The organism is Paenibacillus sp. FSL R7-0026, from assembly GCF_038004485.1.
Classification (GTDB): domain Bacteria; phylum Bacillota; class Bacilli; order Paenibacillales; family Paenibacillaceae; genus Paenibacillus; species Paenibacillus xylanexedens_A.
Genome location: NZ_JBBORG010000001.1, coordinates 659,690 through 679,667, shown reverse-complemented (window position 1 = coordinate 679,667; position 19,978 = coordinate 659,690). Strand labels below are relative to the sequence as shown.

The following is a 19,978-nucleotide window of genomic DNA, read 5'->3' as shown; positions in this document are numbered from 1 at the left end:
GTGGGAATTGGTGCCACTCCAAAACGGAGCAGCACTTTCTCCCTCCTCCTCCTCTTTCAAACACTCAACCTAGATCTTATATGCCTTCATGGCTTTAAACAATTCCTTAAAGGTTGGGCGTTTACCGTACATCAGCACACCTGTGCGATAGATTTTGGCTGCAAGCCATCCGAAGATGATAATGGATACAATGAGAATCGCTAAGGACGTTAGAATCTCCCAAGTTGGCGCAACTCCTGCGCCGATTCGAACCAGAATCGCGGTCGGCGACGTGAATGGAATGAAGCTTGCGATTTTCAACAAGAGAATGTTCGGCGTAGAAATACTGAAGATCGCAATATAGAAGGAAACAAGCGACAACATCGTAATCGGCAGAACAGCCTGACCGAGTTCTTCAGTACGGCTTACCATTGAACCAATGGCAGCGAACAACACGGCATACAGGAAGTAACCCAGAATGTAGAATATGAGTCCGTACACAATAACTGCACTATTCACATCACTCAAACTCATATTGAAATCACCTAATACTGCACGGTTATGCGGCAGCAAGATATTTCCGGCAACCACCGCTCCGAAGATCCCAATTTGCAGCATCCCCACCATGAAAATTCCGATGATTTTACCAAACATCTGACTGAGCGGTGATACACTCGTAATCAGAATCTCCATAATACGTGAGCTCTTCTCAGCTGTGATCTCGGAGGCAATCATGTTACCTGTCATCATCGTTGAGGTAAACAGCAGGATGATTAGCAAGTACACCACAATATAGTTAATCGGGCTCATTGCACCTTCAGACTCAGTGCCTGCTCCGCTCTCATCTGTACTCAAACTTTGCTCAGTGAGCTTCACAGGTGTTGTAATCAGTTCCTTCTGCTCCGCTGTGAGTACATCCTTCACAACCACATCCAGCTTCACACTCTGCAACGCTGCTTCAATGGATGCAATGATCTGAGGTGATACGTCATCTGCTGAATATAGAATGGGCTGCGGGAACTCTTGCCCGGAAACAGCTTCAAACTTCAGATAACCATCGGTAAGCCCTGCTTCCGCATCCGCCGCAAGAGCAGCCTCATCTTTGTCACCACTGGCAATGAATCGATAGGCCTGATCTCCTTGAGCCGCAGAGAAGCTCTCCAGTTTCTCCGAAACTTCAGGCTGCCCTGTACTCAGAAGACCGATATTTACAGGATTACTGCTTGAAACTCCGCCAATGGAACCCCCATTAAATAAGGTAATGAAATACGGGACATTGAGTCCGATTGAAATTAAAAGTGCAAGTACAATGGTCGTCACCATGAATGATTTCGTTTTAACTTTGTTTTTGAATGTAAAACCCGTAATCGTTCCCATTTTATTCATTCGACTCACCTACCTCACGAATAAAGATTTGGTTAAGCGTTGGTTCCTTCAGTTCAAAGTGTTCCACTGTCGTCTGAGTCATGGCTGCTCTCAGAATCTCTTGAGCCGCTTCCACCTGACTAATATGTATCAGGTAACCACGCTCATTCCGCTCGACTTTCTTCACACCAGACAACTGTTCGAGTCCTTCCACACTACCAATCGTACCCAGGAATACCTGTTCACGCGGATACCGGCTCTTGATCTCCTTGATCTCTCCTTGTACCACCGTGTTGGAACGATGCAGAATGGTGATCTGACGACACAACTCTTCAACGTGCTCCATACGGTGTGTTGAGAACAGAATGGCCGTGCCTTCGTCACGCAATTCCTTGACGGTGGACTTGAGCAATTCCACGTTCACAGGATCCAGTCCACTGAACGCTTCATCCAGAATGAGAATCTGCGGTCTATGCACTACAGCCGCGATAAAGCCCATTTTCTGCTGATTACCTTTGGATAACTCCTCGATCTTCTTATCGTAATACTCAGGTACCTCAAACCGATTCAGCCAGTACTTGAGACTCTGATCTGCGTCCTTACCATTCATGCCACGAAGTCGTGCCAGGTAATTAATCTGTTCGCTGACTTTCACCTTCGGGTACAATCCGCGCTCTTCCGGAAGATAACCCATAATCTGTTGCAGCTCCGTATTATAGGGCTTGCCGTTGTACAGGATATTCCCTCCGTCAGGGTGAATCAGTCCAAGCACCATACGCATTGTTGTTGTTTTACCTGCACCATTGGCTCCGAGCAGTCCGTAAATCTCCCCCTCTTTTACATTGAGCGTGACTCCATTAACGGCTGTTTTGTCTGCATATTGCTTGACGACTTGCTTCAATTCCAATCGGTTCATCATTTATCGTCTCCCTTCGGTTATTTCCACTGTACGGGTGCATACCCGGCAATCCAGAATGCCAGCACTTCATCCAATTCCAAGTTACGGATTTTCAATACCCGGTTATTGGACAGCTCCAGCCTCTCCTGCGCTTCGCTGACCCGGGTTGTAATTACGCGAACCAGACTTCCCTCTTCCAAAGAAGATTCCACAACACCGGGGATACTCTCTGGCCTTAAGTCTCCTTCATACCAGACTTCCTTCCACTGATCGAGCACCATATCTTTCTCGGCCATCCCCAGCGACTGACCTCGGTGCATCAATACGATGTAATCCGCAAGCCTTTTGACTTCATCCGCAATATGTGTGGCTATCAGAATCGTGGTGTCTCCCCCAGCCATGAAGGTACGGAACTGCTCAACCATCACTTTCCAGGCAAAGGGGTCCAGTCCTGATGAAGGCTCATCCAAAAGTAATAATCTTGGGCGAGCTGCAATTGCAGCTGCAATCTCAAACTTTCGCCGCTCTCCCTTGGACATCTTGTTCAGCTTCACATCAACAGGGACTTCCATATCGTGAATCAGTTGGTCGAACAACTTCATATCCCAACGCGGGTACCAGTAGGACCGAAAATGGGCTGCTTCCTGTGCTGTTATCCGGTTCTCTTCCGAACCAGCGTTGTCAGCCACAAAACCGATCTGTTGTCTCAGTTCAACGGGGAGCGGCCCCTCATGTTCCTTCCCAAACCATATAATCTGTCCGGCATCTGGCAGCACTACTTGCTGCAGCATGTTAAGAAGTGTACTTTTACCTGAACCGTTATGACCGAGAATAGCGACTACATACCCTTCCGGGATGGAAAGATCAATCGGGCCAATAACTCTGCGTTTTCGCATTTTGGATACGCCGTTCAACTGGATTGCTATAGGTTCCATGTATGCATCACTCCCTTACTTCGCGTAAATAGTCTTCAGGACTTCCCGGAACAGGCTCTCCATCTCTTCTTCCGTGCACCCTACCGATTTCCCGGATTGCACCGCTGCCTGCATCGCTTCCTGTGCGGCCTTCAATCTATAATTTTCTCTGTCGCCGGCTTCTACCTGGGCCACAAATGTACCTGTCCCCTGCTTCGTACGAAGCAGGCCTTCATTCTCCAGATCCTGATAGACCCGTCTAACCGTAATAACACTGCAATTCAGTGCTCCGGCGAACTCACGAATGGACGGCAAATGTGTTCCCTCCCCCAACTGACCCGTAATAATTAACGATCTTAACTGATTTTCAATTTGGTGGTATAAAGGTTCAGCGCTATTTTCATTAATTTGAATGGGTATTTTCACATCTTGCACCTCGCCCTCCGGTACACTCCAGTCTGTTACCTGACCGTGCCGGTTTCATCCTGTATTCGTACATAAGCTCAATTTTCATTTTAATTCAAATCCCGTTGAACCAGCTTCTTCAGCGTCAAGCGACTAAACAGCCATAGTCCCGCTACGCCAGCCACCAGAGCAATCCACATGATCGGGGAAAGTAGCCCCCATGATTTACTTTCATCCAGTACAAGCCGTAATCCGTAACTGCCTGACATTCGAATCAGTAAGGACATGCCAATGGCGATTGGTACAAAAAGCGTACTGAGAAGCAAATATTTCTTGCCACTGTTCAGAAACTCTCCGTAAATATACAATCCTGTTACCACAAGTCCATAACCTGTACAGGTAAGGCTAAAGGCCAGATATTGATCCCATCGGAATCCTTCAGAATGAAGGTTAACCACAAATAACGATCCGTAGAAAAAGATACCGTTGTAAGCAAACGCCATTAGAGACTGCTGTAACCTGGACCACATCACCGCTTGTTCAGGGATAGGAATTCTGCGATAGTAGGCCAGCATCTGCGTATAGGAATCCTCATGTATGTAACGGAAGGAGCGCCTGCAGAACATAAACCCTTGAAATGGCAACATAAGTAAAAAGAAGGCATCCACCACCGGATTAATGAAATCTGTCTGTTGTTGTCCTACTAACATCACACCGCTCATGCTGCCAGTGTAAATCATGAATATTGCAGACCATAGCCATTGGAGCTTATCCTTACTCATCTGGCTGCGGGTCAGCCACCACGCCTGCTTCCATTCGTTCATATGCCTGCCTGCCTTTCACCTGTCATTCACTCACTCATCTTGCTTACTGTGTTCACTGTGTTTACTGTGTATATCAATATACACAGTATATAGACTGAAATCTCATCCCGTCAACCCCTAATTTTCCTGAATCAGGAAGACGGGATGGGACACAGTACGGATTTACGTTAAAATAAATTATAGTAACGAATCAAAGAAAGGAAGGTTACAGCTATGGATTGGCTGGTAGAGATCGGTTTTGTCCTCCTTTTCCTTATCGTCGTAATATGGTTGGTCCTCCGGGATGAGCCTCACCGTCATTCTGCCAAAAAAGGGAGACACCGCATCCGTCGTAACAACGGTTATACCGACTCTGCTTCGGGATATCCGGTCATTACAGGAGATGACTCCTATGATCGACATTCCAGACACACACCGGATCACAAACATCATGAGTCGGATTCTTCATCAGACACACATTCTCATCACAACAGCGATAGTGGTGGGGATAGTGGCGGCGGCGACAGTGGGGGCGGCGGGGATTAGGGGAATAAACGAAATTCCCCAAGCACAAAAGAAGGGCTGTACCCGTTATTGTGTAAACACAATTCGGATACAGCCCTTTGCCGTTCTCTAGCACCTGTTTACAGAAGAGGCCTTACGATTAAACGAGGTTATAACCACTAGGCAGACTGCGATCCCTGCGGATTGCACGAATCTGAGCCAGCGTTAACCGTTGATTGGTGGAGATCAGGGATTCCACATCATTGCCACGGATCAGATCATCCAAATCTCTCAAGTTGGTATTGCCACGGAAGACACGGAATCCACCTTGAAAGTTAGGACGCGTAAACACAACCAGCGTTGCATTCGAACTTGTTGAGAAAAAGCGCAGGCTCTCCACCCCATCCAAAATATTGTCCAGGTTACGAAGACCCGTGTTGCCACGATAAATGCGGCTTCTCCCTCTGTAGTTCTCTTCAGAATACACCGTGAGACGTGGATACGTTTGACTGACATTGACTGTTTTTTTCATTTACTTTCCCCCTCTCAAACTCATTCTATGAATGAATGAGAGAGGGAGCGTGGACGAATCGTCTACTAGATTCGTCTATTTTCATAGTTTCAGAAGGTCATAGTGACACACGCCCAAGTAGCCGGAGGTTATATCTATACTTTTATACGCCGAGGATAACTTCCCATACCGGACGTGTATGACCACCAGGATATAAGAGATACAGAAGAACATACACGACAACACCTGTTAGCGCTGATCCGAACCAAATCATGGACGTGAACTTGCCCCAGCGGCGATGTGTTCCGAACTTCTTTTTGAACCCCAGAACCAGTGTGGAGATGCCGAATATCGCTGCTACGGTAGCGAGGATAATATGAAAGATCAGAAATATCCGATAAAAAATCTCCAGATCCGGGTCCCCGCCCCAAGCTGTATTGCCCACGAACACTGTACGAGACATATAGATCACAAAGAAGATTAGAGCTGCAATCGCACCTGCTACCATGGCGGACTGATGAGCCTCACGTTTACCCCGAATAATCAGTACCCATCCAATCCCCACCAGTACTGCACTAATCACAATGAAAGAAGTACTGATCGTTGGTAGCCAAAAATACATATCCATCGTGTGTTCCCCCTCTTGTCAGAACATTACTTCATTATTTGGCAGCCGGATTGAGCGGCCCCCCTGCGCCCCCTGCAGGATACGAATCATCATCATCTTCCTGCTTCTCTTTCCGATACCATTGGAAAAAGACATAAGCCAGCATGGAGGCAAAGATTCCTTCCTGAATAAACTTCATTACAATGCCACCGACCTGCTGATCTTCCTTCGCGGAAGACAGGAAGTTGAAGAACGCAGGCCCACCGAATGAGCGAAGTAACGCCGTAGAATCTCCTGACACACAATACCGCATTGCTTCAGCCCATACTGCCGGGTTGCTGTACGTCTGATACAACGGCTCGGACGCAAAAATAATCAATCCACACGCAGGCGTGAGCAGTACCATATTCAGAAAAATAAAACCAATCTTGGATAACCCCGATGCTTGTCTGCCTTCTGGCAACGGATTCAGCAATGTCCACCACATGAGCATCGAGGTGATGAACAATGCAATATAATACAACCGGTGAACGGTAAAATTCAGCATGACGTAATCATGTACAATCGGTAGGTGATATAACGAGAACAGCCCGTTAAAGAGCACTGCCGCAACGATCGGATGAGCCAGGAAAGATAGCTGGCGTGTAGGCAACCAGCGCACGATTCTGCGCCATACCCAAATCGGCAAACCTTTCATCATCAGCGGCGGGGCTACCAGATAGGAGAACGCCATGCTCACCATGTGGAAGCTAAACATTACATGACCAAGTAGATTAAATGGGCCAGCTTGAGCCAGATACAGGACAAACAACCCTGTAATAAACATGATTTTCTGTGCAGCAGTCGCAGGTTCTGCATCCTTTATTTGCTCGCTTAACGGTCCCACAAGTACCAGATAAGCCGCAGCAATGATCAGAAATAAAGCCAATATAAGCGGACTCCATAAGTCGTTGAAGCTAAAATATTGCAACCCGAGCATACGGGAAACCTCCCCGTGACCTGATTTGGTTGTTGCCTTCATTACTTTGTGAAGATTCATTCGCCAAAAAGGGGAAAAGACGGCGGCAATGCGCCGCCGCCATCTCTTTTACCACCAGACCCAATAGAGTGCCATAATGATGCACGTAAAGGCTACGAAAAAGCCAAAGGCCATGAACAGAATCGGCATCAAGTGCCCTTTGTCCTTCAAGTGCATCCAATAACCCAATTGAACGAATACTTGAAGAATAGCCATGACGAGCAAAATAATAATGATAAAGGTTGTGTTGACCCCTCCGGCAGAAGCAGCCGCAAACGCAATCAGCGTGAGAATAATGGAGAAGATAAACACCACGACGTGTTTCTGTGGCCCTTCCGTCCGGTGACGGTGTTTCACAGGCTGTTGATCTGTCTTATCCTGTGCCGACATGTGCTACCCCACCTTTCCGAGCAGGTACACGACCGTAAAGATGAACACCCAGACCACGTCAATAAAGTGCCAGTACATTGCGGAGACGTATACTTTAGGTGCGGTTACGACCGTCAATCCTTTTTTGAACAGCTGACCGATAATGATTCCGATCCACACAATACCAAAAGCAACGTGGGCTCCGTGGAACCCGACCAGTGTATAGAATGCTGAACTGAAAGCACTCGTGGTCATGCCAAACTCTTTATGTTTCACATACTCGTAGAACTCGTAAATTTCCAGTGCGAGAAATCCCATACCCAGTACTACCGTGATGCCAAGCCACAACGCCAGTGCATCTCGCTTGCCCTTATGCATGGCCTGAATCGCAAATACACTCGTCAAACTACTGACCAGGAGAATGAACGTTGCCGCGGCCACGAGTGGCAGGTGGAACAGTTCATTCGCCGTAGGTCCATCATTGGTTTGGCCACGAAGTGCCAGGAAGGTAGCAAAGAGTGTACCGAACAGTACCGTCTCGCCGCCAAGGAACAACCAGAAGGCGATAAGCTTGTTACGGCCTTCCAGCGTTGCTTTCTCCGGTTCATGTGGCAATTTGTCGTTCACCGGTTCGGCATGTGAGGTTGTCATGTTCTAGCCCCCTTCTCATCCTGATCCTCCGGTTCAATATGCCAGCCATGATCATCATAAAGTGAACGAAGTGCCATTGCGCCAAATGTGATTACGAGACCAATAATAACTACAATATAATTGTTGAAAATGACATTCATAAATGCATTACCAAATTCGTCCTTGCTGAACATCAAGCCAAGTCCGGCGATAAAGATACCTACTGACATCACAAATGGCAACGGTGTTGCTGAAGGCATATGAATCGAACCTACAGGTTCTGCCGGTGTCATCTCCGTATGTCCTGCCATTTTTTCCTTCCAATATGCATCAATTCCGCGTACCAGCGGCGTCTGCTTGAAGTTATATTCCGGCGGCGGAGATGGAATAGACCATTCCAGTGTACGGCCGTCTTCCCACGGATCGTTTGGCGCGCCAGCTGGTTTTCTCGTTGTGATCACGATATTCACGAGGAACATGATAACCCCAACACCCATTAGAAACGCACCGACGGAGCTGACCAGATTGAGCAGGTCAAAGTCCTGATTCGGCAAATATGTAACGATCCGGCGCTGCATCCCCATCAGACCGAGGAAATGCTGTACAAAGAACGTTAATTGGAAACCGATCATAAATGTCCAGAACGTCCATTTGCCCAGTGTTTCGCTGAGAATACGTCCGAACATCTTCGGCCACCAGTAATGCAGTCCCGAGAACAATCCAAGTACAAGTCCCCCTACAATAACGTAGTGGAAGTGGGCTACAACAAAGTACGTATCATGGAACTGAAAGTCTGCCGGAGCAGATGCCAGCATAACGCCTGTAACGCCACCCATAACGAAGGTTGGGACGAATCCAACTGCGAACAGATTTGCCGCTGTAAAACGGATCTGTCCACCCCACATCGTAAAGAGCCAGTTAAAGATTTTGATCCCGGTAGGTACGGCAATCAACATCGTGGAGATGGAGAAAAGCGCGTTGGCTACATTACCCAGACCTGTTGTAAACATGTGATGCGCCCATACCATGAAGCCCAGGAAGGCAATCAGGATGGTAGCAAATACCATGGAGCTGTATCCGAACAACCGTTTACGCGAGAAGGTCGGAATAACCTCCGAGATAATACCAAATGCCGGCAAAATCAGAATGTATACTTCCGGGTGCCCGAAGATCCAGAAGATGTGCTGCCAGAGTACCGGGTTACCGCCACCTGCGACATCGAAGAAATTCGCTCCCAGGATACGGTCAAACGTCAAAAGTACAAGCCCCACCGTGATGGCAGGAAAAGCAAAAAGGATAATGGCAGATGTAATAAATGTCGTCCATGTAAACATCGGCATCCGCATGTAGGACATGCCTGGAGCACGCATTGTAATAATCGTTGCGAGAAAGTTAATGCCCCCGATGAGCGTTCCCAGACCCGCGATCTGAAGGCCGATGGTGTAGAAATCCACACCATGCGTTCCACTGTACTCACTGCCCGAAAGCGGCGTATATGAGGTCCAGCCAGCATCCGGTGCTCCGCCCATAACCCAGCTCAGGTTCAGCAACAATCCACCAAACAGGAATGTCCAGAAACCCAGCGCGTTAAGAAACGGGAAAGCAACGTCCCGTGCCCCGATCTGCAAAGGCACGACAGCATTCATAATGGCAAAAATAAGTGGCATGACACCAAGGAAAATCATCGTTGTTCCATGCATTGTAATCAATTCGTTGAAGACCTGTGCCGATACAAAATCATTCATAGGCTTCATCAGTTGAATCCGAATCAAAATGGCTTCAATGCCGCCGATTCCAAAGAAAAATCCACCCGCAACCAAATAGAGAATGGCAATTTTTTTGTGATCGACGGTGGTGATCCAATCCATCAAGCCCCTGTACCTCTTGACGCTATGCGCATGAGCCAAGGTTGTGTACCCCCTTCTTCGTCCTTGCTGTTCTATTCATAGTCCAATTTGTAGTTGGCCAGATATTCGGCAATTCCGTCGATTTCTTCATCCGTCAACCCAAGATCTTTGGGATTCGGCATGGTATTGCCCGGCTTCACGGATTGTGGATCATGGAGCCATTCTTTCATGTTATCCAGTACCGGACTACCTTCTTCCTGTCCCTCGCGAGAATTCAGCAAAATGCCTGCGACAGATTCCTTGCCGCCGATTCCCGTCAGGTTAGGTGCAACCGGTCCACCTTGATCACCAACAGCGTGGCAAGAAAGGCAGTTTGTTTTGAACTTTTCGGCCAATTGAGTGTCTTCAGGAAGGACTGCAGGTGCTTTCATCTGGTTCACCCATCTGTCAAAGGATTCCTGACTCACTGCTTTTACCTTAAACTCCATGAAAGCATGCGATCTGCCACATAATTCGGCACATTTACCGCGGTAAACGCCTTCATTCGGTGCAGAGAAACTGAACTTGTTAAGTGTTCCATCCGGGTTTGTGTCCATTTTGCCCGCAAGTGACGGCACCCAGAAGGAGTGAAGCACGTCAGCGGTTTTTAATTCGAATGCGATTTTTGTTCCGGTCGGGATGATGAGATCTTGAGCGGTGGTTACGTCATATTGAGGATAAGTGAATTCCCACCAGTACTGATGCGAGGTGACTTGGACCTTAAGTGCGTTTTTGTCATTGGACAGATCTTCGCCTTGGGCAAAAATCGTTTGGACCGTCGGTACTGCCAGAACAATAACCAGCAATAACGGAATGGCTGTCCAGATTACTTCCAGCTTGAAATTACCTTCAACCTGTTCGGGCATCTCAGTCTGCCCGGCTCGTCTACGAAACCGGATCAGAACATAGGCCGCTATAGCAAATACAATGATGAGCACCACGATCATAATCGCGATGGATAACTTCATCAGATCATATTGGCCTTGCGCTACAGGACCCTGAGGTTTCATTACCGACAAGTCTTCCCGCCCGCATGCGGATAGCAGCAAAGAGAACACCGCCAGCAAGGGGAGAATTCGCTTTGCAACCTGCCACTGTTTCATCATTGATCTACCCCACTTTTTTACGTTTTCGTAGATTACCGTTGTCGTTCGGTAGAAAGGCAACAAAAGGTACGTTTCAGCACGATACGCATAATCCTCTTCATCATACAGAACGCTTACAAAAACAACGCTTCCAGTACTCCCGTGATTTCCTGCTCAGGGCATGTCTGCGCATTCTTCCAATTCATTCTATATGCTTCAATCACTTATTAAATATAAGTTGAGGGTATGATTTTGTCAATCTTTGGACACATGTTCACAAATTGTTCACTTTATGTAAAAAACCGCTCTACAACTTGATTTGCAAACGATTTCAGTTAAAAGTATTACACTCTACATTTGAAAATTTTTGCCAAATTTCGGTGATAAAACTCGATTTATTGGTGATTTTTCTCACATTGAAAACATGTGCTATTATGCAAAAGAAAGATCAGAATTTATGGAAAACCTCTTCCATATCCATTCAGAAGACATGCCTATCGCTCCATACCGCTATCTTCAAGCTCAAAACAGCATGGAGCATTTGGGAGAAAGTTCAACTTAAGTCCTCTTCTTCACTGACTTCATCTCACGTGCCATCGGTCAGAATCAAGGGGCCATTCCCAGTAATCGCAACTGTATGCTCATACTGGACCCCCCAGCTGCCATCTACCGTCCTTACCGTCCATCCATCTTCATCCCACACAACGGCCCCGGAACTGCCTTTTGTAAAAATCGGTTCAATCGTAATAACCATACCCTCGGTGAGCATCGTGCCCGTTCTGCGTTTGCCATAAGGCAGAACATTTGGAGGTTCATGAATATATTGACCAATCCCATGACCAATGAGAGGCTTCACAATTCCGTACCGATACAATCTGGCTGTTCGTTCAATGGCACTTCCAATATCTCCGAGTGTATTCCCTGGGACTGCCTGGGCAATCGCCCGCTCAAGTGCCTTCTCCGTGCGTCTCATCAGCTTGCGAATGGATCTGCTTGTTTCACCAATTCCATATGTCCAGGCCGAGTCAGCCAGCCAGCCGTCTTTGTTCACCACCATATCGATGGTCACTACATCCCCACTCGCCAGCTCCTCTTCCCCCGGAAATCCGTGGCAGACCACTTCATTAACAGAGGCACACGTCGCGTACGGATATCCTTTATACCCTTTTTGCTCCGGTGTGGCTCCTCGTGCTGCCAGAAACTCTTCCACCCGCTCATTAATCGCTGTTGTCGTGATACCGGGTATCATCCACTGCTCAATATGCTGGTGACAACTTCGCAAAATTCGTCCAGCTTCCCGCATGTAGCCAATCTCTTCTTTGGTTTTCAAAATAGGGTCCACATGCATTCATCCTTCCCGCTGTAAGTGTACTCCCATATATATGCAGCAGGAACGCAAAAAAAACCGCCTGCCGGAGCTTATCGCCCGGGAGACGGTTCTATTCATTATCGGAACAGTATAATCAGAGTTGTGTGTTGTTTCAGGACACGGAAGAATCCATCTTGACAAGCTCATGCTCAACCACAGAAGTCAATTCTTCCTCGTATCCACCCGTAATCCGGTATTTTCTCACGTACTCCTTCACGAATTTTTTTGGATCTTTAGGACGGAAAATCCGAGTCATTTCCCTCAAACTTTCTTTGACCTCATTGTGACCTTTCGTTGCCATTGTAATTCCCTCCCAAAACGTTGAAAGTGAATGCTCCGTTTAGAGAATGCCGAATAAGTCTTAAATGCCATCCATGAAGTTGTGTGCGCGGCTTAAAGCAAGCTTTAGGTCGGGAACCTCGCTAGAAAGCAAGTACCTGACACTATAAATACCCGATATGATTCGGAATGAATCATAATCTTATTGTAGCATATTCGGAAGTATCTTACGACTTGACGATTTCCTCTAATAAATATAACGGTTTTCATGCCCAAAAAGTTTAATTCCGAATCATATGTTAAGATTGCCACCATTCTATACGGAATTAATATATCCAGCATAACACCGAACTATTCGGGGGATATTATCACGGACAACCCATACAGTTAAATTACTGGTATCCAAAGGAGGCGTCGTCTCATGGACCGCAAAGAACAAGATATGCTGCCCCTTTCGCATGAAAAGGTGGAAGTAGACGGAGTTTACATCAATGAAGCCGGACGTGAGGAACATCTGCACCGGGGGCAACATTTCCCGGCCGATCCCGTTCTTGGCAAGTCGGAATGGAAACTGACCGAATATGCATATGATAATCATCACGAAGGACGAACCGATGAGCGGTTGGTTCCCAAAGAAAACGACACCGATAAAATGGGCAAGATTACACACCCTCGGAGACAGATCGAGGGCGGATAACGATTTCGTTTAAAGCAATGTTTAAACGTAAACGATAATAGGGGCAGAGTAAGCTGTACAATGGCTTACTCTGCCCCTGTTTTCTTTTTCCTATGTTTTACATCCCCATCCGTTCACAGGCAAATCAATTCATCGGTTCAGTTCTGTCCATCTCTCTCATAACCTAGTTAAAAAGGTCAAAGGAGGCTGGACCGGATGTCCCCCATGAAATCGTCTAGCGGTCTGGATGAAAATATTGCCGGCATGCTTTGTTATCTGTTTACCTTTGTAGGTGGGATTGTCTTTCTCGCTGTGGAGAAGCGGAGTCGGTTCGTGTTATTTCATGCCCTGCAATCTGTAACGGTCTTTGGCATCATTATGGTCGGGCATGTATTATCGGCTTTCCTTCCGTTGTTCGGACCACTGGTGGCATCGCTGTTATCCCTGCTTGGTGTAGTGGTCTGGCTTATTATGGTCGTTACCAGCCTGCAGGGGAAATGGCTAAAACTGCCATGGGTTGGCGATTTTGCAGAAAAACAGTTGCGTCATCTGTAACTTCAAACAAAAGGTATACGTGTTCCAAAAAGAAAAGACGATCCGTTTCCGTTCAACCGGATGTGGATCGTCTTTGATTATAACGAGGAAAAAGAGTCAACCTCTCACCCTTGTGTCATGAACACGTGGCTTAGAATGCTTTTTACGGATCGGAATGAAACTTAGATAGGTACCACATCTCCATACCCATTCCAGCGGCCCATACTGGAACCAGCGCATCCACAGATTACTGGCTATGACTTGTACAATAACCATACCAATGCACACAAGGGTAGACACCGTATACGATACAGCAGCATCTGCAAATATGAGTTGGTATACCACCAACAAAATAATGGTCTGTGCGATGTAATTGGTCAGGGCCATTCGTCCGAATGCATGCAGGGGACTTAACAATTTGGCAAAGGTCATGTTCTGGTTCAATCTCAGTAATGAACTTAGATAAAAGATAGATACCACCGGACCAATTGCCACACCGATATGTTCTAATCGAAAAGCAGCATCCATATTGACTTGCTCAGCGGCAGCCATGCTCGCACCAATCACTTCATATAGAAACGGACTCATCGCATCCGGAGGAGCAAACCACCACATGATACCGATCCCCAAGATAGAAGCGATGAATGAAATGAACCAGATTCTGCCCAGATACGGAAGTCCTTTCTGGATCTTCTCCATTAGTTGATATTGACCTGCTGACAATCCCAGTAAAATTAAAAAAGGAATCGTTAGCATTTTGACACCTATCGCGGCTGCTGCAATAAATCCCACCACACCGATCACCAAATTCACAGTTCGAGGCGCCCAATATAACGGAATGACAACCAGCCCTATGATGGCGTAAAGAAATAAAGCTTCTCCAGACTGATACTGTTGATGAATATATCCCAGCGCTAATAAAATAAGCATCCTGCGGATATAGAGAAACAGCTTGGTTTGACCTTTGGGAGCTGACCGGCTTAGAAAAAGATAAAATCCAAGGCCAAATAAAAAACAGAAGATATCGTAAAAACGTGCCTCCACCAAAAAATATAATGCTCGTTGGATCCAAAAATCTACACGAGTATCCGGCTTCAACATAACCCACAATGCCAATACATTTACGAATGGTAGGCCTATCAAGGAAAACCCTCGAAACAAATCCAGAAACTTCATTCGATCTTGTTTTAATACAGGTTGATAATTCATCGTTCCTCCCAGTGAAATTATTGTTATGTAATCAAAAAGCGATTGGATCGCTTATCTCTTGGGTGTATACCCCCGTGCATGATAACAGTCTATCCTTCATTCAACTTGGCTTGCCATCGAATTAGGTGAATAACTTCTTACATCCGGCATAAGGTCTTGTTCCTGTATTGTTCCTGTACAGCGGCACATTGGACGCTATGCTGATGATAAACAAAATAAAAAAAACACCGAAAACACGACTCTGTTGAGCCTGTATCTTCGGTGTTTCACATATAAAGAGGGCTTGTTCATGCCATTGAATATTCATAGCATAAATGATGTATGTCATAAACCATTCACGCTGTATATCATCATGATTAACCTGATTCATTATTTATCTTGTGAATCGTCTATTTATAACAGTTAACATAACAATCCTGCTGGATGATAACCCTAGCCTAATTCGGCTAATTAAGCTGACTTACCCGTCTCTCCGAGGATGGCATCTGCCTGTTGTTCAGCCATCTTGGCAGCCGTTTCCTTGGTACCCAGACCATTGAACAGCAGGTTCATGAAGATCGCCGTGAAGCTGCCTGCGATGATACCATTACCGAGCATAATCTGAGCCCAGGCCGGTGCACCTGCGAACAACTCAGGCACAACAGTAACACCCAGTCCCATACCTACAGAACAAGCGATGACAAACAGATTCTCATGTCGGTTCAGATCAACCTGACTGCCGATAATTCGAATGCCTGATGATACCACCATGCCAAACAAGGCCACCATGGCTCCGCCAAGTACTGCCCCTGGAACGAGCTGTGCGAGGGCTGCAATTTTTGGTACAAATCCAATGACCACCAGGATTCCACCAGCCACCACAATGACATCACGTGTCTTCACACGTGTCATCTGTACCAGTCCTACATTTTGCGAATACGTTGTATACGGGAATGAGTTGAAAATACCACCTAACACAATGGCTAGACCCTCTGCGCGATAACCGCGCGCCAGATCCTTGGACGACAGGTCCTTGTCCAGAATTTTGCCCAGAGCCATAAATACACCTGTGGACTCAGCCACGCTGACAATCGCCACCAGAATCATCGTCAGGATCGGTACAATCTCAAATGTCGGTGTACCGAAGTAAAACGGCTGAACAACGTGGAACCAACTTGCATCGCGAATAGGAGCAAAATTAACCTCGCCCATAAACCCTGCCGCAATCGTACCTACAAGCAGACCAATCAATACTGAGATGGAACGGATAAAACCGGTTGTAAAACGAGTCATCAGAATGATAAAGAGCAGCACGCCGAAGCCGAGCATTAGATTAACTCCGCTGCCAAAATCTTCTGATCCCTGACCGCCGCCCAGATCGTGGAAAGCAACCGGAATCAAGGTTAAACCGATGATCGTAACCACCGAACCCGTAACCACTGGCGGAAAGAGCCGAATAAGCTTCCCAAAGATTCCGGAAAAGATTAATACGAACAGCCCTGAGGCAATAATTGCTCCGTAAATGGCAGATACCCCACTGTTCATCCCGATTAGGATCATCGGAGACACAGCCTGAAATGCACAGCCGAGCATGACAGGCAGCCCTACGCCGAAATATTTATTTCCCCATACCTGAAGCAGTGTAGCCACACCACATGCGAGCAAGTCAATGGCAATGAGATAGGTTAGTTGTTCCTGTGTAAAACCCAATGCGTTACTGACGATCAATGGAACGACAACAGCTCCTGCATACATCGCAAGCACGTGCTGTAATCCGAGTGAGAACGTTTTGATTGGATGCCGATGCCGCTGAAAAATACGTTCGCGTGCCATATTAGTTCGTGCCCTCCTCGTCCGCAAATGTAACCTGTCCATCCGACAGGGCCCCGATGCGAACCAACGATTCCACACGGTATCCTGCTTCTTTCAGCAAGCGACCTCCCGGCTGGAATGCTTTTTCAATAACAATACCGATACCCACCACTTCAGCTCCAACCTGCTCCACAATGCGAGCCAGACCAAATGCTGCTTCGCCATTCGCCAGAAAATCATCAATGATCAGCACGCGATCACCAGGCTTCATGAACTTCTTGGCAACGGTAATTTCATTGGTCTCCTGCTTCGTGAAGGAGTAGACCTTCTCTACCAGAATATCTTCTGTCAGTGTGAGCGACTTCTGCTTCCGTGCAAAGATTAGCGGCACGTTCAGCTCCAACGCAGTCATGATGCCTGGTGCGATCCCTGACGACTCAATCGTCAGCACACGTGTGATATTCTCGCCTTCAAAGCGGCGAATGAACTCCTTGCCCACTTCCTTCATCAAAACCGGGTCCATCTGGTGGTTCAGGAATGAATCCACTTTGAGTACTTGCTCGGACAGGACAATACCTTCCTGTCTCACCTTGTCTTTTAACAATTGCATTGTAATTCTTCCCCCTGAATGCCCTCCGCACAGAAGCTAACATGCTCTTCCAATCGCATGGTAAAAAAGCAAAAAGCCCGCCTTTTCACACGCTGCGGAATAACCGGAGACGGGAAAGACGGACTTGTACGTATATGGACAAGCCGTATGGATGCTGCAAGTGTACTGGATGGACATAATGACAGGAGTTCAATCCTGTTGTGAGAAACTTCAAACAGTGTAGTCAGAAACAGATAAAAGCCACTTGAACCTGCTCTTCAGTCAAACTGTCTGAGAATGATCTCATGCCAACCCTACAAAACATTGCAACATCTTTCCCGTAGTCCGATCATTCCGGTGATCAGGTAGAGACATGCAGGCCTATTCCTGCACATATACGAGTAACGGCATATTTAATTTTTTGGCTCCATGATTCGTTACAATGTATGATCGCGAACCTGAATGTAAAAGGTTAAACATAACTGACAATGTTAGAAGTATACCGAATCGACGGCGTGAAATAAAGAAGTATTTTCATGGAAGTTGCGGAAACTTGTCTTAATTTGCAAACAGGGGGTGATTGGAATGTGTTTTTTATGTACAATATGAGAACGGAAGCGCGAACCTGAACGGAGAATGAATGGAAACGCGGCCTATATTTTGAATTGAATGATCAAAGGAGATATGCAAACATGAAAGGCGTACTTAACGAATTCAAGGAATTTGCCGTCCGCGGCAACGTCATCGATCTGGCGGTCGGTGTCATTATTGGGGCTGCTTTTGGTAAAATCGTCACATCCCTTGTGAATGATATCATCATGCCCCCGGTTGGAAAACTGATGGGTGGAATCGACTTCAGTCAGAAAATCATCAACCTGGACCGGGATATCAAAACAGCAAACGGACAGGACATCACCACACTCGCTCAAGCCAACGAAGCTGGGGCTACGGTAATTGCTTATGGTCAGTTCATCAACGTCATGATTGATTTTCTTATCGTTGCGTTCTGTATCTTCATGCTTGTGAAGGGCATCAACTATCTGAAAAGCAAAGAACACAAAAAGCCCGAGCCGCAAAAAACGACCAAGGCTTGCAAGTATTGCCTATCGGAAATTCCGGCCGCGGCTACCCGCTGCTCACACTGTACTTCAGAGCTCGAAGCTGAAGGCACCGGCGCTCTAGCATAATCACAATGAACGTTTAAAGACGCACCGAGTTGAATTACGGATATAAATCCTGATGCGGGGGACAACCTCTTACTTGCTAGGGTTTATGTATGAAAAGCTAGCCATATGGGCTTCATTAACAATGGGTTGCGTAGCTTAAAGGTTTGAAGGTTCCACCGTAAAGGTGGGGCCTTTTTTGTGCCTATCATACATGTATTACATATGCTCCCCCATGAATTTCATTCGCGGCCATGCTCATGAATTAGAAACGGCGTGGCAGCAAATGCTCCAGGATCGACTTCAGATCTTTATCTTCTTTGTAAACTTCTTCCCCAGTATCAAGCTCTGTCACACGAATATATTCAAAGTTTGCCGAAGCATCCACTGGCTTGAACAACAACTGGGCCTCATCTTCCAAACGTACATTAAATCCCATATCCTTAAACATGCTGCTTAACTGACTGTTAGCCGGTTCCTGACCTTGCCCTACAAATATAAGTCCTCTAAGACTTTTACGTTCCTGAGGTTGCGGATAAATCACCTGAAAGTGTACAATGCATTCCATACGATGGTTCCCCTTTCGTTTAAAACATACTTTGTGAAATTTTGAACTTTAAAATCTGCTATATAAGGAGATACGTTTCATGACCCCAGAACGTTTCGACATTTATGACGATCAGCAAAATTGGATCGGCACTTCACTCCGCAGCGAGGTCCATGCCAAAGGATATTGGCACCGTTCATTCCACTGCTGGATCGTGCGTGACAAAGACGAGCAGCGACGGGTTCTTTTTCAGCGGCGGCGTGATATTAAGGATACCTTTCCCGGATGTTACGACATTACAGCAGCAGGCCATCTTACCGCAGGTGAACAACTGCAAGACGCCAGTCGTGAGCTGGAGGAAGAACTGGGTGTTTATACTCCATTCGAGGCACTAACCTATCTACTCACGGCTACACAGCAGCTCCAAGGAGAGGTGCGTGGTGTCCCATTCATAGATCGGGAATTCAGCGCCGTCTATGGATTATGTCTGAACCAGCCGCTCGAAGCCTACGTTCTGCAGCCCAGCGAGGTGGATAGCCTGTATGAAGTGCCGCTGGATGATCTACTCGCTATGTTCCGTGGCGAGATCGACGTCATCCAAGCTACAGGAGTTCAGACTCAGCCATTGATATCACCACCACATTCCATCGGTCATAAGGACCCGTCAAGCAGTGATCATGCAGCTGATGAACCGGAACGTATCGTTCGCGAGATTCGGGCAACGGAATTTGTACCCCATGGTACAGCTTATTATACGGACGTGCTGGAAGCTCTGTATCACGTGCCCAAAGAATGACGTGTACAATCCTGTTCAAACCGATCCAGTTCAATCGAATGTTCATAGCTT

The 19,978-nt window shown here is 46.8% G+C and carries 23 protein-coding genes and 1 riboswitch; of the genes, 5 read left to right on the top strand and 18 right to left on the bottom strand.

From position 1 onward, the window contains the following. Positions 1 to 69: 69 nt before the first annotated feature. The 5 genes from MKY44_RS03200 to MKY44_RS03180 all read right to left on the bottom strand — a co-directional run bounded on the left by MKY44_RS03200 (position 70) and on the right by MKY44_RS03180 (position 4,385). Complete coding sequence (locus tag MKY44_RS03200; RefSeq protein ID WP_341006004.1) at positions 70 to 1,365, bottom strand: ABC transporter permease; 1,296 nt, start codon at positions 1,363 to 1,365, stop codon at positions 70 to 72. After that, complete coding sequence (locus MKY44_RS03195) at positions 1,358 to 2,260, bottom strand: ABC transporter ATP-binding protein (protein ID WP_341009772.1); 903 nt, start codon at positions 2,258 to 2,260, stop codon at positions 1,358 to 1,360. Before MKY44_RS03195 ends, MKY44_RS03200 begins: the two co-directional genes overlap by 8 nt. Before the next feature lie 20 nt (positions 2,261 to 2,280). After that, positions 2,281 to 3,177 carry an ATP-binding cassette domain-containing protein gene (locus tag MKY44_RS03190; RefSeq protein ID WP_341006003.1) on the bottom strand — a complete coding sequence of 299 codons (897 nt, stop codon included), beginning with the start codon at positions 3,175 to 3,177 and terminating at the stop codon, positions 2,281 to 2,283. 15 nt (positions 3,178 to 3,192) lie between these two features. After that, positions 3,193 to 3,582: a GntR family transcriptional regulator gene (locus tag MKY44_RS03185; RefSeq protein ID WP_169480931.1), complete on the bottom strand. Its 390-nt coding sequence runs from the start codon at positions 3,580 to 3,582 to the stop codon at positions 3,193 to 3,195. A gap of 89 nt (positions 3,583 to 3,671) precedes the next feature. Further along, positions 3,672 to 4,385: a hypothetical protein gene (locus tag MKY44_RS03180; RefSeq protein ID WP_341006002.1), complete on the bottom strand. Its 714-nt coding sequence runs from the start codon at positions 4,383 to 4,385 to the stop codon at positions 3,672 to 3,674. Positions 4,386 to 4,598: 213 nt separating this feature from the next. On the opposite strand from MKY44_RS03180, the gene MKY44_RS03175 reads away from it, so the two are divergent. After that, positions 4,599 to 4,910, top strand: a complete 312-nt coding sequence (locus MKY44_RS03175; protein WP_341006001.1) for a hypothetical protein — start codon at positions 4,599 to 4,601, stop codon at positions 4,908 to 4,910. 118 nt (positions 4,911 to 5,028) lie between these two features. Here MKY44_RS03175 and MKY44_RS03170 read toward each other — a convergent pair whose 3' ends face one another. From MKY44_RS03170 to MKY44_RS03130, 9 genes are all read right to left on the bottom strand, one after another. Continuing rightward, entirely contained in the window at positions 5,029 to 5,400 is a 372-nt protein-coding gene (locus tag MKY44_RS03170; protein WP_036613171.1) for a hypothetical protein, read from the bottom strand. A 142-nt stretch (positions 5,401 to 5,542) separates the two neighbouring features. Continuing rightward, positions 5,543 to 6,007, bottom strand: coding sequence for a DUF420 domain-containing protein (locus MKY44_RS03165; RefSeq protein WP_036613174.1), 465 nt, complete (start codon positions 6,005 to 6,007; stop codon positions 5,543 to 5,545). Between the two features lie 34 nt (positions 6,008 to 6,041). Beyond that, positions 6,042 to 6,965 carry a cytochrome c oxidase assembly factor CtaG gene (ctaG, locus tag MKY44_RS03160; RefSeq protein WP_076254695.1) on the bottom strand — a complete coding sequence of 308 codons (924 nt, stop codon included), beginning with the start codon at positions 6,963 to 6,965 and terminating at the stop codon, positions 6,042 to 6,044. Positions 6,966 to 7,073: 108 nt separating this feature from the next. Continuing rightward, complete coding sequence (locus MKY44_RS03155) at positions 7,074 to 7,394, bottom strand: cytochrome C oxidase subunit IV family protein (protein ID WP_036613178.1); 321 nt, start codon at positions 7,392 to 7,394, stop codon at positions 7,074 to 7,076. A gap of 3 nt (positions 7,395 to 7,397) precedes the next feature. After that, positions 7,398 to 8,024, bottom strand: coding sequence for a cytochrome c oxidase subunit 3 (locus MKY44_RS03150; protein ID WP_047840264.1), 627 nt, complete (start codon positions 8,022 to 8,024; stop codon positions 7,398 to 7,400). Then, positions 8,021 to 9,871 carry a cytochrome c oxidase subunit I gene (ctaD, locus tag MKY44_RS03145; protein WP_422395265.1) on the bottom strand — a complete coding sequence of 617 codons (1,851 nt, stop codon included), beginning with the start codon at positions 9,869 to 9,871 and terminating at the stop codon, positions 8,021 to 8,023. Before ctaD ends, MKY44_RS03150 begins: the two co-directional genes overlap by 4 nt. Positions 9,872 to 9,942: 71 nt before the next feature. Continuing rightward, the gene (gene coxB / locus MKY44_RS03140; protein WP_047840266.1) at positions 9,943 to 10,995 is read right to left on the bottom strand and encodes a cytochrome c oxidase subunit II; all 1,053 of its coding nucleotides are present in this window, start codon (positions 10,993 to 10,995) and stop codon (positions 9,943 to 9,945) included. 565 nt (positions 10,996 to 11,560) lie between these two features. Beyond that, a complete protein-coding gene (gene map, locus MKY44_RS03135; protein ID WP_341006000.1) occupies positions 11,561 to 12,322 on the bottom strand; it encodes a type I methionyl aminopeptidase in 762 nt (253 codons plus the stop codon). A gap of 133 nt (positions 12,323 to 12,455) precedes the next feature. Further along, entirely contained in the window at positions 12,456 to 12,644 is a 189-nt protein-coding gene (locus tag MKY44_RS03130) for a hypothetical protein (RefSeq protein WP_017690840.1), read from the bottom strand. A gap of 399 nt (positions 12,645 to 13,043) precedes the next feature. Here MKY44_RS03130 and MKY44_RS03125 point away from each other — a divergent pair, with 399 nt between their 5' ends. Further along, positions 13,044 to 13,319: a transposase gene (locus MKY44_RS03125; RefSeq protein ID WP_341005999.1), complete on the top strand. Its 276-nt coding sequence runs from the start codon at positions 13,044 to 13,046 to the stop codon at positions 13,317 to 13,319. Positions 13,320 to 13,514: 195 nt separating this feature from the next. Continuing rightward, positions 13,515 to 13,853, top strand: coding sequence for a DUF4870 domain-containing protein (locus tag MKY44_RS03120; RefSeq protein WP_047840268.1), 339 nt, complete (start codon positions 13,515 to 13,517; stop codon positions 13,851 to 13,853). A 96-nt stretch (positions 13,854 to 13,949) separates the two neighbouring features. Here the strand turns inward: MKY44_RS03120 and MKY44_RS03115 are convergent, their stop codons facing one another. The 3 genes from MKY44_RS03115 to MKY44_RS03105 form a co-directional block, all read right to left on the bottom strand. Next, positions 13,950 to 15,041 carry a DUF418 domain-containing protein gene (locus tag MKY44_RS03115; RefSeq protein WP_341005998.1) on the bottom strand — a complete coding sequence of 364 codons (1,092 nt, stop codon included), beginning with the start codon at positions 15,039 to 15,041 and terminating at the stop codon, positions 13,950 to 13,952. Between the two features lie 450 nt (positions 15,042 to 15,491). Continuing rightward, the gene (locus MKY44_RS03110; protein WP_076329702.1) at positions 15,492 to 16,853 is read right to left on the bottom strand and encodes a nucleobase:cation symporter-2 family protein; all 1,362 of its coding nucleotides are present in this window, start codon (positions 16,851 to 16,853) and stop codon (positions 15,492 to 15,494) included. Between the two features lies 1 nt (position 16,854). Then, a complete protein-coding gene (locus MKY44_RS03105) occupies positions 16,855 to 17,442 on the bottom strand; it encodes a xanthine phosphoribosyltransferase (protein WP_036613196.1) in 588 nt (195 codons plus the stop codon). A 300-nt stretch (positions 17,443 to 17,742) separates the two neighbouring features. Further along, positions 17,743 to 17,842: riboswitch (purine riboswitch) on the bottom strand. A 271-nt stretch (positions 17,843 to 18,113) separates the two neighbouring features. Here MKY44_RS03105 and mscL point away from each other — a divergent pair. After that, on the top strand, positions 18,114 to 18,608 hold the full coding sequence (gene mscL / locus MKY44_RS03100) for a large conductance mechanosensitive channel protein MscL (protein WP_036613199.1): 495 nt from the start codon (positions 18,114 to 18,116) through the stop codon (positions 18,606 to 18,608). 241 nt (positions 18,609 to 18,849) lie between these two features. Here the strand turns inward: mscL and MKY44_RS03095 are convergent, their stop codons facing one another. After that, positions 18,850 to 19,152, bottom strand: a complete 303-nt coding sequence (locus MKY44_RS03095) for a hypothetical protein (protein ID WP_017690846.1) — start codon at positions 19,150 to 19,152, stop codon at positions 18,850 to 18,852. A 79-nt stretch (positions 19,153 to 19,231) separates the two neighbouring features. Between MKY44_RS03095 and MKY44_RS03090 the strand changes: the two genes are divergently transcribed. After that, a complete protein-coding gene (locus MKY44_RS03090) occupies positions 19,232 to 19,927 on the top strand; it encodes an NUDIX hydrolase (protein WP_341005997.1) in 696 nt (231 codons plus the stop codon). Positions 19,928 to 19,978: the final 51 nt, after the last annotated feature.